The organism is Arthrobacter sp. Helios (assembly GCF_023167125.1).
GTDB lineage: Bacteria > Actinomycetota > Actinomycetes > Actinomycetales > Micrococcaceae > Arthrobacter_B > Arthrobacter_B luteolus.
In genome coordinates this window covers 507,673-521,799 of the sequence record NZ_CP095402.1, presented here as the reverse complement: position 1 = coordinate 521,799, position 14,127 = coordinate 507,673, and the positions used below count along the sequence as shown (strand labels likewise).

14 protein-coding genes are annotated in these 14,127 nt (G+C 66.4%); 3 read left to right on the top strand and 11 right to left on the bottom strand.

The features are described 5' to 3' along the window. Window positions 1-4: 4 nt before the first annotated feature. Window positions 5-1,345 (bottom strand): PhoH family protein, encoded by a 1,341-nt coding sequence (locus tag ArtHe_RS02310; protein WP_248318556.1) that lies wholly within the window; start codon window positions 1,343-1,345, stop codon window positions 5-7. Between the two features lie 235 nt (window positions 1,346-1,580). After that, window positions 1,581-2,342 (bottom strand): isoprenyl transferase, encoded by a 762-nt coding sequence (locus tag ArtHe_RS02305; RefSeq protein WP_083521599.1) that lies wholly within the window; start codon window positions 2,340-2,342, stop codon window positions 1,581-1,583. 243 nt (window positions 2,343-2,585) lie between these two features. Between ArtHe_RS02305 and ArtHe_RS02300 the strand changes: the two genes are divergently transcribed. Beyond that, complete coding sequence (locus ArtHe_RS02300) at window positions 2,586-3,236, top strand: hemolysin III family protein (RefSeq protein ID WP_248319643.1); 651 nt, start codon at window positions 2,586-2,588, stop codon at window positions 3,234-3,236. Here ArtHe_RS02300 and ArtHe_RS02295 read toward each other — a convergent pair. The 3 genes from ArtHe_RS02295 to mca are packed head-to-tail and all read right to left on the bottom strand — an operon-like array spanning window position 3,233 to window position 6,681. Continuing rightward, on the bottom strand, window positions 3,233-5,353 hold the full coding sequence (locus tag ArtHe_RS02295) for a thioredoxin domain-containing protein (RefSeq protein ID WP_248318555.1): 2,121 nt from the start codon (window positions 5,351-5,353) through the stop codon (window positions 3,233-3,235). The two genes, ArtHe_RS02300 and ArtHe_RS02295, sit on opposite strands and share 4 nt — an antisense overlap. Window positions 5,354-5,358: 5 nt before the next feature. Continuing rightward, window positions 5,359-5,718 (bottom strand): hypothetical protein, encoded by a 360-nt coding sequence (locus ArtHe_RS02290; RefSeq protein WP_248318554.1) that lies wholly within the window; start codon window positions 5,716-5,718, stop codon window positions 5,359-5,361. A gap of 51 nt (window positions 5,719-5,769) precedes the next feature. Next, entirely contained in the window at window positions 5,770-6,681 is a 912-nt protein-coding gene (gene mca / locus ArtHe_RS02285) for a mycothiol conjugate amidase Mca (RefSeq protein WP_248318553.1), read from the bottom strand. A 116-nt stretch (window positions 6,682-6,797) separates the two neighbouring features. On the opposite strand from mca, the gene ArtHe_RS02280 reads away from it, so the two are divergent. Continuing rightward, complete coding sequence (locus ArtHe_RS02280; RefSeq protein ID WP_248318552.1) at window positions 6,798-7,208, top strand: DUF4307 domain-containing protein; 411 nt, start codon at window positions 6,798-6,800, stop codon at window positions 7,206-7,208. 238 nt (window positions 7,209-7,446) lie between these two features. Then, window positions 7,447-7,938, top strand: a complete 492-nt coding sequence (gene greA / locus ArtHe_RS02275; RefSeq protein WP_246168667.1) for a transcription elongation factor GreA — start codon at window positions 7,447-7,449, stop codon at window positions 7,936-7,938. A 33-nt stretch (window positions 7,939-7,971) separates the two neighbouring features. Here the strand turns inward: greA and ArtHe_RS02270 are convergent, their stop codons facing one another. The 6 genes from ArtHe_RS02270 to ArtHe_RS02245 form a co-directional block, all read right to left on the bottom strand. Continuing rightward, window positions 7,972-8,562 (bottom strand): rhomboid family intramembrane serine protease, encoded by a 591-nt coding sequence (locus tag ArtHe_RS02270; protein WP_248318551.1) that lies wholly within the window; start codon window positions 8,560-8,562, stop codon window positions 7,972-7,974. A gap of 3 nt (window positions 8,563-8,565) precedes the next feature. After that, the gene (gene ilvA, locus ArtHe_RS02265) at window positions 8,566-9,807 is read right to left on the bottom strand and encodes a threonine ammonia-lyase (protein WP_248318550.1); all 1,242 of its coding nucleotides are present in this window, start codon (window positions 9,805-9,807) and stop codon (window positions 8,566-8,568) included. Further along, a complete protein-coding gene (locus tag ArtHe_RS02260) occupies window positions 9,804-11,081 on the bottom strand; it encodes an AI-2E family transporter (protein ID WP_248318549.1) in 1,278 nt (425 codons plus the stop codon). The genes ilvA and ArtHe_RS02260 overlap by 4 nt, the downstream gene beginning before the upstream one ends. A 57-nt stretch (window positions 11,082-11,138) precedes the next feature. Next, window positions 11,139-12,062 (bottom strand): aldose 1-epimerase family protein, encoded by a 924-nt coding sequence (locus ArtHe_RS02255; RefSeq protein WP_248318548.1) that lies wholly within the window; start codon window positions 12,060-12,062, stop codon window positions 11,139-11,141. A 44-nt stretch (window positions 12,063-12,106) separates the two neighbouring features. Further along, window positions 12,107-12,826 (bottom strand): GAF and ANTAR domain-containing protein, encoded by a 720-nt coding sequence (locus ArtHe_RS02250; RefSeq protein ID WP_248318547.1) that lies wholly within the window; start codon window positions 12,824-12,826, stop codon window positions 12,107-12,109. Between the two features lie 131 nt (window positions 12,827-12,957). Beyond that, window positions 12,958-13,806: a Bax inhibitor-1/YccA family protein gene (locus ArtHe_RS02245; protein ID WP_066299415.1), complete on the bottom strand. Its 849-nt coding sequence runs from the start codon at window positions 13,804-13,806 to the stop codon at window positions 12,958-12,960. Window positions 13,807-14,127 lie beyond the last annotated feature (321 nt).

Sequence of the window (14,127 nt, the reverse complement as noted above, 5' to 3'; positions counted from 1 at the left end):
CTCCTTAGGCGATCTGGCCGTCCTCGAGCAGTTCGGTGACAAGGGCAGCGATTGGGGAGCGCTCAGACCGGGTCAGGGTCATGTGCCCGAACAGCGGGTGCCCCTTCAGGGTTTCCACCACGGCGGCAATACCGTCGTGCCGTCCGACCCGGAGGTTGTCCCGCTGGGCGACGTCGTGGGTCAGGACTACTTTGGAGTTCTGTCCGATGCGCGAGAGCACGGTCAGCAGGACGTTCTTCTCCAGTGACTGGGCCTCGTCCACGATCACGAAGGAATCATGCAGGGAGCGGCCGCGGATATGGGTCAGCGGCAGCACTTCCAGCATGCCGCGGTCCAGGACTTCCTCAACGACTTCCCGGGAGACCAGGGCTTCCAGGGTGTCGAAGACAGCCTGCCCCCAGGGCCCCATTTTCTCCGCCTCGCTGCCGGGGAGGTACCCCAATTCCTGGCCGCCGACGGCGTAGAGGGGGCGGAAGACCACCACCTTCCGGTGCTCCCGGCGCTCCAGCACCGCTTCCAATCCGGCGCACAGCGCCAGCGCGGACTTACCGGTGCCGGCGCGTCCGCCCAGCGAGACGATTCCGACCTCCGGGTCCATCAGCAGGTCTATCGCCAGGCGCTGCTCCGCTGACCGCCCGTGCAGTCCGAAAACGTCACGGTCGCCACGGACCAGACGCACCTGCTTGTCCGCACCCAGGCGGCCCAGGGCGGACGACCGTCCTGCCAGCAGCACCAGGCCGGTATTGACCGGCAGTTCCGCAGCCTCCGGCAGGAAGACAGGTTCATGGTCATAGAGGGCGTTTACCTCGGCGTCGCCGACTTCAAGTTCCACCATCCCGGTCCACCCGGTGTCGCGGACCAGTTCGTTGCGGTACTCGTCGGCGGTGAGCCCAACAGCTGCTGCCTTCACCCGCAGGGGGAGGTCCTTGGACACCACGGTGATCCGCCGCCCCTCGTCCGCCAGGCTGCGGGCGACGGCGAGAATCCGGCTGTCGTTGTCCGTTCCCCGGATGCCCATCGGCAGCACGTCCAGGGAGATGTGGTTCACTTCGACCCGCAGCGTTCCGCCTGCTTCACCGATCGGAACCGGCCGGTCGAGGCCGCCGTGTTCCACCCGCAGGTCGTCCAGGAGCCTCAGCGCGGCCCTGGCAAAATACCCCAGTTCCGGATCGCTGCGTTTGCTTTCCAACTCGCTGATGACCACCAGGGGCAGGATTACCTCGTGCTCGGCGAACCGCAGGATCGCCTTCGGATCCGAGAGCAGGACGGAGGTATCAAGCACAAACCCGAGCGGCTGCGCCTGTGTGCCGGCGTGGGCGGGAGAGGAAGTCTTGGATACGGCCACTTGGATCTCCAGTCCGGGGCCAAGGGCCCCGATTAGCTAGAAGCGTGGTTATCCGCAGGCCGGCAATGGAGGCCGGCTGCGGCCTCCTCAGCACACCAAGTGTGAACATCCGGCCTCCGGTTCCGTCAGCATGGGACTGATCGGTAGGTCCAAGCTACGCCAGCCTCCGGCCCGCAGAACACAGGGACACGGGGCAGTTTCAGCTGTTCACCCGCTGTTCGCCGAACCGCCCGGTCTACGAGCCGAACCGGCGCTGGCGGCTCGCGTAGTCCCGCAGCGCACGGAGGAAGTCCACCCGGCGGAAGTCCGGCCACAGCGCTTCGCAGAAATAAAACTCGCTGTAGGCGCTCTGCCACATCAGGAAGCCGGACAAACGCTGTTCCCCGGAGGTCCGGATGACCAGCTCGGGATCCGGCTGGCCGCGGGTGTAGAGATACTCGGATATCTGCGCGTCGCAGAGGTCTTCGGTGATCTCTTCGATGGGTTTGCCCTGTTTCTGGGCGTCGCGCAGCAGCTCCTTGACGGCGTCGACAATTTCGCGCCGGCCGCCATATCCGATGGCCACATTGACGTGCAGCCCCGTAGCTGCAGCCGTGCTCTCGCCCAGCCGCGAGAGCTGGTCCGAAAGCTCTGGCGGAAGGATCTCCAGGGCGCCCACGGGCTGGACCCGCAGATCCCCCTTCTCGCCGAGGCGGTCCAGGGTGTTGGCAATGATGCCCAGCAGCGGTTCCAGTTCGTCCGGGTCGCGGTTAAGGTTGTCGGTGGAGAGCATATAGAGCGTCACCACCCGTACGCCGAGTTCCTCGCACCAGCCCAGGAACTCCAGAATCTTATCTGCGCCCGCCTGGTGCCCGTCGGCAGTTGGGGCACCGGCTAGCTTTGCCCAGCGGCGGTTCCCGTCAACCATCACCCCAATGTGCTCGGGGATGCTGTCCTTGGCCAGGCTGCGCCGCAGCTTCCGTTCGTAATAGGCGTAGACCACACCGGGAAACCGCACGGGTGATTCACCTGCCTCTTGTGTGTTGGGGATCCGTTCGAACACGGAATCTGCTTTTTCAAGGCTACCGCGCGACACCGCCGCTGCCGTGCACAACGGAGCGGGAACGACACTACCGCTTAGTAACCTACCGGATCGTAAGTTAGGATTAACAGCATGACTTCACCCTCGCAGCGTGGTCCGGTCCAGCAGGACCCGGACTCCCGCACTGCCCCGGGACCGCTGGAATCCGCCGTTGAATCCGTGGCAGACGTGCTGGACATCAAACCCCGCTTCCGCGGCTGGCTCCACGCGGGGGCTGCGCCCCTCGCGCTGGCGGCCGGAATCGTCCTCGTGACCCTGGCTCCAACAACCGGAACGCGCATCGCCTGCGCTGTGTACGCCCTGACCGGAATCCTGTTGTTCGGTGTCTCAGCCGTCTATCACCGGGGAAACTGGACGCCGCGGGTGAAGAAGATCCTCAAGCGCCTGGATCACACCAACATCATGCTGGTCATCGCCGGGTCCTACACCCCGCTGGCCTGGTCGCTGCTGCCCCGGGAAACAGCGGTGCTGCTGCTGTGGATCATCTGGTCCGGGGCCGCCGCGGGTGTCGCGTTCCGCCTGCTCTGGCTGAATGCGCCGCGCTGGCTTTATACCCCGGTTTATATCGCCCTGGGGCTGGCAGCTGTTTTCTACATTCCCGATTTCTGGTCCGTGAACGCCGCCGTTGCCGTCCTGGTCATCGCCGGCGGGGCTGCGTACATCGCCGGTGCTGTGATTTATGCCCTGAAGCGTCCCAACCCGTCTGTGACGTGGTTCGGATTCCATGAGATCTTCCATGCTTTTACCCTGGTGGGATTTGCCTGCCACTACGCGGCCATCATGATCGCCGTGCTGTCGGTTCAGGGCTAGCCGGCCGGCGTCCCGGCCCGGAGCTGCTCCTGCAGTTCCGCTGCGCTGTCCACCGGCCGGCGGCACAGCATGGCGCGGCAGACAAAGGCCAGCGCCGGAGCTTTGGTCTCCCGCCCGGCCAGCAGCGGAACCCCGTTGGGCGGACCATGGGCGATGACGAGCGACGGTCCGCCCGCATCCCGTCCGGCGGCCAGCAGCCCCGCCACCGCCGAGGGGTCGGAGCCGGTGACCGCCAGCTCCAGCGGTCCGTCCTCCAGCGCCTGCCGCACCGACATGGCCCATCCCACCGCTTGGGGCGCGGCCGGGGCAGCACGGCGCAGGTGTGCGGTCAGCGCTTCAGCGAGGGCACGGTCCTGCACTGCCCCGCTGTACGCCGAAGAGGTCAGCAGGACCCCGGCGAACAGGGCCACGCCGCTGGGGACTGCGTCGTCCAGCGGGTTGGCTGCCACCACCCCGCCCTGCGCCCGCCGGACCTCCGCAGATTCAGCCGCGGTATCTGAAAGCGTCCCGTCGGCAAGGAAACGGCTTCTGGCCGCTGCCACCAGAGACTGGGCGGCCGCGAACCAGCGCGGGTCTCCGGTGGCTGCGTACAGCGCAAATAGCCCCTCCGCGGCTCCGGCATAGTCCTCCAGCAGGCCTTCTATCCCCTGTGCCGCACCGTCGTGGGAAACCCGGTACAGTAGCGAACCGTTCCAGTGGACCCGCAGGAGGTACTCCGCCGCAGCTTCAGCGGCGCGCAGGATCCAGGGTTCCGGTGCTCCGGCGTCCGCCAGGGCCACCGCTGCATCGGCCAGCCCGGCAATGGCCAGGCCATTCCAGCCAGCAACGACTTTCTCATCCCGGTCCGGCTGCGGACGCTGCTTCCGGACCCGGGCCAGGGCTGCCCTGGCCCCGGCCCACAGTGCGGCTTGCTCCGCTGTGGGTACTGCAGCCAGGCGAAGTGTGCTGCCGGGCAGCCGGTGGGAGGCGCCGTCGTCGTCGTCCAGGTCAAGCAGGTCCAGGGCAGGACTGCCGGCACCGAGAGCCTGTTCAAGTTCGGCACGGGTGAAGACGTAGGTGGCGCCCTCGACGCGGCGGCCGTCCACCAGTGAGTCCGCGTCCAGTGAGGAAGCGAAGGCACCGCCCGGCAGCCGCATCCGGTGCGTCAGCCATTCGGCGGTCTCCCGGACAACCCGCAGTGCCAGGCCGCGGTGGTCCGGGTCTGTCTCCGCCCGGGAGTAATGCGCATACAACCGGAGCAGCTGCGCGTTGTCGTAGAGCATTTTTTCGAAGTGCGGGACCTGCCAGCGGCGGTCCACCGCGTACCGCGCGAATCCGCCTTCGACCTGGTCATACAGCCCGCTCAGCGCCATTGCGGTCAGGGTCCGGGCGGCAAGCCCGGCAGCCGTCCCGGCCGTCGGCGCGCTGCTGTGGCCGTGGGCCAGCAGGAAACGCAGGACGGGCGACGGCGGGAACTTCGGGGCTCCCCCGAATCCGCCGAAATCGGGGTCTTCATTTTGGGCCAGGACGCCGACGGCGGAGCCCAGCGCATCAGCTGCCCAGCCGCCGTCGTCGCCACTGGGGGGTTCTGGAACGGCGGCGCCGGCGAGGCTTCCCAGCAGGTGCTGGTTCGCGAGCTGCCCGGCAGCCAGGTGCGCGGCGATCTGGGCCGCGCTTTCCTCAACGTCCTCCCGGCGCCCAGTCCAGGCGGTGAGGACGGCGTCGAGGACCTGGCGGAAGGAGGGTGTGCCCTGCAGCGGCTGCGGCGGAAAGTAGGTGCCGGCGTAGTAGGTCCGCCCGTCCGGGAGGGTGAACACGCTCATCGGCCAGCCGCCCTGTCCGGTAAGCGCCTGGGTCGCCGCCATGTACGCCGCGTCGACGTCGGGGCGTTCCTCCCGGTCCACCTTGATGCTGACAAAGTTCTCGTTGAGCACCCGGGCAGTCTCCGGATCCTCAAAGGACTCGTGGGCCATCACATGGCACCAGTGGCACGCGGCGTAGCCAATCGAGATGAAAACGGGAACATCCCGGCGGCGGGCTTCAGCGAACGCGTCGTCGCCGAAGGGCCACCAGTCAACCGGGTTCCCGGTGTGCTGGCGGAGATAGGCCGATGCTTGGTTCCTCAGCCTCTCCGCCATGCGGACTATCCGTCCGTTCCCGGGCGCTTCCCGGCAGCCTCGCCGGCCTCCAGGGACACTGCTTCACCGGTGTCCGGAGACACTGCTGCGGCCACCTCCGGGTCCTCACCTGCACCGGCAGGAGTTCCCTGGTCTCCGTCCGCGGCAGCTGCCTCCTGGGCTTCAGCGGCCTGGGCCCGGTAGCGCACGCGGCGGATCCGCTTGACCATGTCGCGGATCAGGAACACCACGCACAGGGCAAGGAACAGGGTTGCGAGGAAGCCCAGGAGGCCCGGGGTGATGTCCCCTTCTTCCAGACCCGGCTTGAGGTCGCCCTCGATCGGGGCAGGGTTGACCGTCAGGTACACGCTGTACAGCAGGTTCACGAAGTATCTCTCTCTTGGCAGAAGCCGGCGCACGGACGCCGTATCTACCCTCTATCGTATGCCAGCGAAGAGGTCGGTTTCAGGCACGGAGGCCGGAACGCGGGATTCGATCAGTGAATAGTCTTCCCACGGCCACACCTCGCGCTGCAGGTCGGTGCTCACGGCGAAGAAGAAACCCTCCGGGTCCACCTGGGTACGGTGCGCTTTCAGGGCGGCGTCGCGTACCGGGAAGAACTCCCCGCATTCGACCTGGGTGGTGGTCGGGTGCAGGGGCGGCGGCGGCTGGTGTCCCTCCGGCTCTGCCTCCAGCCAGGCGGCCAGGCGTTCCGCGTACGGGGATTCCAGCCCGGCCCGGGTCAGTGCCTCGTGCAGGGCGCGGAACCGTTCCGGGTTGAAGCCGCGGTCATAGTAGAGCTTCAGCGGTTCCCAGGCCGCTCCGGTGCCCGGGTACGCCAGCGGATCACCGGCTTTGTGGAAGGCCTCGACGGCGACCCGGTGGGCCATGATGTGGTCGGGGTGCGGATAACCGCCGTTTTCGTCGTAGCTGATGATGACGTGCGGACGGAACTCACGCACCAGCTTCACCAGCGGGGCAGCTGCGGTCTGCAGCGGACGGAGCGCGAAGCAGCCCGCCGGCAGTTCCGGCAGGGGATCACCTTCGGGCAAGCCGGAGTCCATAAAGCCGAGCCAGCGGTGCTCGATGCCCAGCGCTGCCTGTGAGGCAGCCATTTCGCTGCGCCGCAGTCCGGCCAGGTCGCGCTTGGCAGCCGGCTCGTCCGCCGCTGCGGGATTCAGCACATCACCGCGCTCGCCTCCGGTGCACGTGGCCACCATGACCTTCACTCCGGAAGCGGCATAGGAGGCCATCGTGGCGGCACCCTTGCTGGCCTCGTCGTCGGGATGGGCGTGGACAGCCAGCAGGCGCAGTTCGCCGTCGGGTGCAAAGCTCGGTTCGGTGGACAACGCGGTACTCCTGACGGTCGGCGGAAAACGCCGACAAGAATGTTCGGTAAAATGAAGTGGTGAGCACTGAGGAAGGTTCTGCCGGTCTGCCAGTTCCAGAGCGCCCCGCGGACGGATTGTCATCCACCCCAAGGTTAGCCAATCGCTACGGCACCCCCAAGCCCGGCCTCGGCCGGCGCACCAAAGCGGTCCTGGCCTCCGTCGCCGGACTGGCGGCCGTCGTCGTCGTCGCTTTTATGGCGGTGCCTTCCGGATCCGGCTCCATCACACCCAAGGATGTTGGCTTCTCGATTCCCGACGCCTCCACCGCAGTCGTCGACTTCAACGTCACCAAGCCCTCAGATGCCACGGTTGAGTGTGCCGTCCAGGTGCTCAATGACAGCTATGCGGTGGTCGGCTGGAAAACGGTCCGAATCGGCCCGGCAGAGACAGAGACCGTATCCCAGCGCATCAGCCTGCGCACCGATTCGCTCGGTGTCACCGGCGGAGTGAACGCCTGCTGGCTGGTCGAGGACGCACAGCTCTAGCCTCCGGGCACAATTAGCCGGAAAGCGAAACCCCGTGCGGATGTCTTGGGTTTGTCCGTCCGGCTGACTAGTATGGAGGCTACGTAACGCCCCGCCCAGGTGACTGCCGGAATACCAGCCAGAGCAACCGGTCACCGTCCGGCGGGGTATTTGCTTGTCAGGCCACCCCGGCCGCACAGCAATTTTCAGCCAAGCCGAATCTGTTCCGAGGATTCGGATGTCATATAAGGAGAGACCCGTGTCTACCAACAGCGCATCTGTCGCCTGGCTCACGCAGGAGTCTTACGACCGCCTGAAGGCGGAACTGGACCACCTTTCGGGCCCCGGCCGGACCGAAATTGTTGCACGTATTGAACAGGCACGGTCCGAAGGCGACTTGAAGGAGAATGGCGGCTACCACGCTGCCAAGGAGGAGCAGGGCAAGGCTGAGGCCCGTATCCGCCAGCTGACACAGCTCCTTCGTGACGCACAGGTCGGCGAGGCTCCGGCTGACGACGGCGTCGTGGAGCCGGGCATGCTCGTCGAAGCCAAGATCGCCGGGGACCTGGAGCGTTTCCTGCTCGGCAGCCGCGAAATCGCCGGCGACAGCGACATTGACGTGTACAGCGAGAAGTCGCCGCTGGGTGCCGCGATCTCGGGTCTGAAGACCGGAGACACGACGCACTACACCGCTCCCAACGGCAAGAGCATTTCAGTCGAGATCGTTTCGGCCAAGCCTTACGCCGGGTAGTTTTCCGCCACCGGCGGTTCGCAGCGGGTCCGCCTATTGGCGGGCCCGTTTCTGCGTCCGGAACCGGTCGGCATCGCCGCGGCTGCGCAGCACCAGCGCTGCGATAACGCCTCCCGCGGCGCCAAAGAGGTGCGCCTGCCACGAAACCCCCGCAGCCGTCGGCAGGATCCCCCACAGCAGCGACCCGTAGACCAGGAACAGGACTCCCCCGATGAGGATCTGCAGCAGATCCCGGTTGTAGAAGCCCCGCACCATCAGGTAGGCGAACAGTCCAAACACCACACCGGAAATCCCGATGGTGAGTCCTCCGCCCAGCAGCCAGACACCGGTCCCGGACACGAGCCAGCAGATCGCGGCGACCGCGGCAAACCTCCGCACGCCTTCCAGGAGCACCAGGAAGGCGAAGGCCAGCAGGGGCAGGCTGTTGCTCAGCAGATGCCCGGCTCCGGCATGCAGCAGCGGCGCGAACAGTATGCCGTCCAGCCCCTCCAGCTGCCGGGGAAGGATCCCCAAGGCGGGCAGCAGAGTGGCTTGGAAGGGCAGAGTGAGGAAATACACCAGCCAGATTCCCGCCGTGAGGCAGGCGGAAAGAAACAGCGCGCTCTTTGCTCGCTGGGCCAGCATCGTCTAGCCGTGCAGCACGACGGGATGGAAACCTTCAGCCCGCAGGTTCTGCAGCACCTTTTCACCGTGCTCGTGGCCCTTGGTTTCCATGTTGATGGTGATGGCGACGTCTCCCATGCTGATCGATCCTCCAACCCTCGTGTGGTCCACGCCGGTGACGTTGGCATCCGATTCGGCGATAATTCGCGAAATCGTGGCCAGCGAACCGGGACGGTCATCCAGCAGGATCCGTACCACAAGGTACCGTCCGGCAGCCGCGAGGCCGCGCTGGATCACCTTCAGCATAAGCATCGGATCCACGTTTCCGCCCGAGAGGATCACTGCAGTGTTCCCCGGGTTCTCGATTTTGCCCTCCATGATGGCGGCCACGCCCACTGCGCCGGCCGGCTCGACGACGAGCTTGGCGCGTTCCAGCAGGAAGATCAGTGCCCGTGCCAGCGCGTCTTCGCTGACGGTGACGACGTCGTCCACCAGTTCACGGATGATGGAGAACGGCAGCTGGCCCGGCCGGCCCACGGCAATGCCGTCCGCGATCGTTGACACCTTGCTCAGCGGCACCAGCGCGTCGGCAGCCAGCGACGGCGGGTAGGCTGCTGCGTTCTCCGCCTGGACACCGATGATCCGGACCTCCCGGCCCAGTTCCTTGGCCCGCGCCTTAATGGCGACCGCCACGCCGGCCAGCAGCCCTCCCCCGCCGACGCCCATCAGCACGGTGTCAAGGTTGGGGATCTGCTCCAGCAGTTCCAGTCCGAGCGTTCCCTGCCCCGCCACGATGTCCACGTTGTCGAACGGATGCACAAAAACGGCACCGGTCTCGTCCGCGTAGCGCTGGGCTTCCGCCAGGGCCTCATCGACGTTGTGGCCGTGAAGCACCACTTCGGCGCCGTGGCCCTGGGTAGCAGCCAGCTTAGGCAGGGCGACGCCCAGCGGCATGAAAATCCGGGCCTTGATCCCCAGCCGGGCCGCAGCCACGGCCACACCCTGCGCGTGGTTTCCCGCGGAGGCCGCCACTACGCCCCTGGCCTTCTGCTCCTCACTCAGCTTGGCCATCCGTACGTAGGCTCCGCGGACCTTGAAGGATCCTGCGCGCTGGAGGTTCTCACACTTGAGGTAGACGTCGGATCCGGTAATCCTGCCGAGCGCCCGGGACTGTTCGATCGGGGTGTGGGCGATGACGCCGTCCAGCAGCTTGGCTGCCGCCTGGATGTCGTCGAGGGTTACGGGCAACTGGGGAAAGTCGTTCAACGTCGGTTCTCTTCTTCGTTTGCTGTGGTGTGGTCGGCTGCGGTGGTTTGGCCGGTCGGGGCTGCAGCTTCAAAGTCATCCGCCTCGCCCTCCCGGTCGGGATCCGGCGGTGGCGATCCCGGCGGTCCGAAATTGCTATCCCCGGCCAGGAGCGGGTCCTGTTCCCAGCGGCGGCCGGCGATATACCGGACGAACGAGTTGAGAATGGCCATCACGGGAACCGCGAAAAGGGCCCCGGCGATCCCGGCGACGAGCGTTCCTCCGGTCACTGCCAGGATCACTGCCAGCGGGTGCAGGGACACGGCCCGCCCCATGATCAGCGGCTGCAGGATGTGCGATTCGATTTGCTGGACCAGCAGGACGATTCCCAGCATGATCACGGCATTGAGCCAGCCGTTGGCGACCAGCGCCAGCAGAACGGCGATCGAGCCTGACACGAAGGCACCGATGAGCGGGATGAAAGAGCCCAGGAAAACCAGCACGGACAGCGGCAGGGCCAGCGGAACACCGATGATCGCGGCGCCGGCGCCGATCCCCACTGCGTCGATGAACGCGACCAGCAGCTGCACGCGGACATAGGTGGTCATGGATTCCCAGCCGCGGATGCCGGCGCCATAGGCGGCCGCACGGGCCCGGCGCGGCATAATGCCTGCCAGGAACCGCCAGATCCGGCGTCCGTCCAGCAGGAAAAACACGAGGGCGAACAGGGTGAGCAGGACGCCTGCGGCGAAGTGCCCGGCGCTGCTCCCAACGCTGAGTGCGCCGGAGAGGATGCTGGCGGAGTTCTGCTGCAGCGCCGAGGTGGCCTCGCCCAGCAGGCTGTCTATCTGGGTTGAGGTGACCCGCAGCGGTCCGGCAGCCAGCCATTCCTGGATCTGGTCGAAACCGGTGAGCACTTCGTCCCAGAGGTCCCGGAAACCCAGGGCGAGCTGCCTGCCCACCAGGGTAAGGGCCGCAACGATCAGCCCCAGGAAGGAGACGATTGTCACTGCCACCGCCAGGCCGGAGGGCACCTTGTTACGGCGCAGCCAGGAACTGATCGGCGACAGCAGTCCGGCCAGCAGGGCCGCGACCATCAGCGGAATGATCAGCAGGGAGAAGTGGCTGAGGATCCAGATCAGTCCGCCGCTGACAACAAGGACGACGCCGAGCCGCCAGGCCCATGAGGCACTGACCCGCAGGGCATACGGAACATCATCACCGGCACGGCTTGAGCGCACCGCTGCGGCCTGGACGGCTTTGGGCGCGGCTACCCGTCGGGCATGGGGTCTCATGGGGTCATCTTTCCATATTTGGGTGGGCAATCCCTGACCTTTACGCCTTCGGGACTTTTACAGGTCCGCCCGGATTCCCCACTCGGCACTGAAGGTGGCGCCGGGCTCCAGCCACCGCAGCCCGTCGCCGGAATTCAGCGCATTGGCCGGGGCAGTCATGGGTTCCAGCGCGACGGCGCAGGAACGCCCCGGGAACTTGTCCGTGACGAACACATGGACGTACCCGAAGGCGGTGTCCGACCAGAGCTCGACCGAGCGGCCGTCATCCGCGGAGAGTGTGTGCCGGTGCTTGCCGCCGCGTTCGGCCAGACCGGTGTAGGCAGCGTCGAGCGCAAGCGGCCCGACCTTCCTGGGCAGGCGCAGATCGCGGATGCCGCTCACGGGTACCTGCCCGGTAGGTATCATCGCCTCGTTCGTGATGAGGGTCGTGGCGGCGTCGACCTGGAGCGTCAGCTCCTCGGTGGGGACCTCCCCGAGCCGGAGGAAGGGATGCGCGCCGAGGGCGAACGGCGCCCGGGCGCCGGAGAGGTTGGTGAGCGACTGCCTGACCCTCAGCCCTCCGTCGGCGTCGAGGCTGTAGCGGACTCCGTGTTCCAGGTGGAACGGATACCCGTGCTGCGGATAGATCACCGAAGTCAGCCGGACGCTGCTGGCCGATGCCTCCACCGCTGTGTAGCCGGTGTTGCGGAGCAGGCCGTGGATCGCATTACCGTGGGCCGGATCGGTGATGTCCAGCTGCTGTGGCTGGCCCTCAAGTTCCCAGCGCCCGCCCGCAACCCGGTTGGGCCAGGGCGCCAGCAGGATCCCGGCCGCTGACGGCGGAACTGCGTCATCAGCGTAGGTTTCCACCAGCTGCGTCCCGCCGACAGTGTAGCTGCGCAGGGCGCCGGCCAGGGAGGCCACGACGGCGGCGGAACTGCCCTGGGTGAGCCGGAACTGTTCCCCGGTGGCGGGCTGGAGCTTGTTGTTCACGGTTGTCATGGCCCCAGCCTAGTCCCGGGACGCTCCTGGCGGCCGGCCGGAGGCTACTCGTCGAAGTGCGTGCTGACCCGTTCGCTCACGGCAGCCACCACACCCGCCGCGACACTGCGGATCTTCACGTTCCGGGTGTTGGAGACACTGCGCAGGATCTCGACGGCGGCCTGCTGGCTGCAGCCGTTCTGTCCCATGATGATGCCGACGGCAAGGTCCACGACGGTCCGGGATTCCAAGGCCGCCTGGAGGTTGCGCGCGCGATGGAGGTGCGCGTCGATCCGCAGGGCCAGCCGCAGGGTCCGGGAGGCTTCTCCCGCGACCTTCTCAACGGTCCGTAGCATCTGGGGTGCAAAGAGATGCGGGCGCGGAGAGTAGGCGCACAGGGCGCCCCTGGCGGTTCCCTCCAGGGTCAGCGGAACAGCGGCCATGGAACGCATTCCGTCGGCGGCAGCCGTTCCCGGGAATCCGTGCCAGCGGGTTTCAGACCAGGCGTCCGTGACCGCCACGGACTGGTTCTCGGCCAGTGCTGCGAGTCCTGGTCCGCCGTTGCCGAAGGCGGCGGCAGCCATGCGGGCCGAACGTTCGTCGCTGTCCGCTGCGGCCCTGGCACGGCGTGCCCGCTCGATGACCAGGGAACAGCCTCGGACCCCGTCTGCGCCCAGGTGCGCGGCGGCCAGCCCCGCCACCCCGGCCAGGAAAGCCTCCAGTTCCTCCGCACCCAGCAGCAGCTCCTGGAACGCCGCAGCGTGCCCGGTATGTTCCTCGGTCACTTTTCCCCCTAGATCAGTGGCCCCGATAGTACGGTTGACCGCTGCCCGGCAGAAGCGTAGTGCCGGTTAAAGACCCGCGGGACCGCAGCTTGGCAGCTGCGGTCCCGCGGATGATGCCCGGAGGCTGAAGGCTATTCGCTTCCGCGCAGGATCGCGAGGATGCGGATGATCTCCACGTAGAGCCAGACCAGGGTGACCGTCAGGCCAAAGGCAGCGGTCCAGGAGTAGCGCTGCGGGGCGCCGGCTTTGACGCCCTGCTCGATCGAGGTGAAGTCCATGATCAGCGAGAAGGCAGCCAGGCCCACGGCCAGCAGGCCAATGATGACGCCCAGCGGGATTCCCGCGATCTCCACGCCGCGCACGCCCCACGGGTCATCCACGACACCGAAGATCATCAGGCCCATGTTCATGAGCGAGAACACCAGGTAGCCGATCATCGCGATCATAAAGAAGCGCATGGCCTTCGGCGTGGCGCGGACCTTGCCGCTCTTGAACAGCACCAGGGTCACGGCGAAGACGGCGAGGGTGCCCAGTACGGCCTGCAGCCCGATGCCCGGGTACATGGCGTCGAGGACCTGGGTCAGTGCACCGAGGAACATACCTTCAAGGAGGGCATACGCCAGGATGAGGGCCGGAACCGGTTCCCGCTTGAAGGAGTTGACCAGGCCAAGGGCGAAACCGCCCAGGGCGCCGACGATCATCAGCAGGCCGGCCGCGCCGGGCAGTACGAACACCGGAATGGCAGCCCCGAGGAGCACCACGGCCAGGCAGCCCAGCGTCTTCATGATGACGTCGTCATACGTCATCCGGCCGGTCTGGGCGGGTCCGGCCGAGGGTGCGGCATACATGTCCTGCAGCTGCTGCGGGCTCATGGGGTCCTGCCCTGCAAACGGTCCACTGGCCGGTACTGTGGCTGCTCCGCCACGGGTCTGGGAACGGAAATTCTTTCCGTTGAAAACCGGGTTACCGCCTTGTGCCATGAAAATGTCCTCCATCTTGGGGGGCTTGGTTGTAAATGAGCCTATCAACCAGAACGTGCGGCGGCGCCGGAAGATTCCGCAGGGACAGAATCGGTTGATAACGGTTTGGCACCATTGGACCCGCATCCGGCCTCCGGCTTCCATAATGAAGCACCCCAGCGGAGTCGTTACACGATCGCGACAAAAGCTCACTTGTCCGGTCACCCCACTGAAACATCTGCCGGGTAGCATGATCCACACCCGTGACGCACATCACATTGGTCACACAAAAAGTGCGCCGAAAACCGGCGCACTCATATCCCGGCGGAGGTTATTCACTTT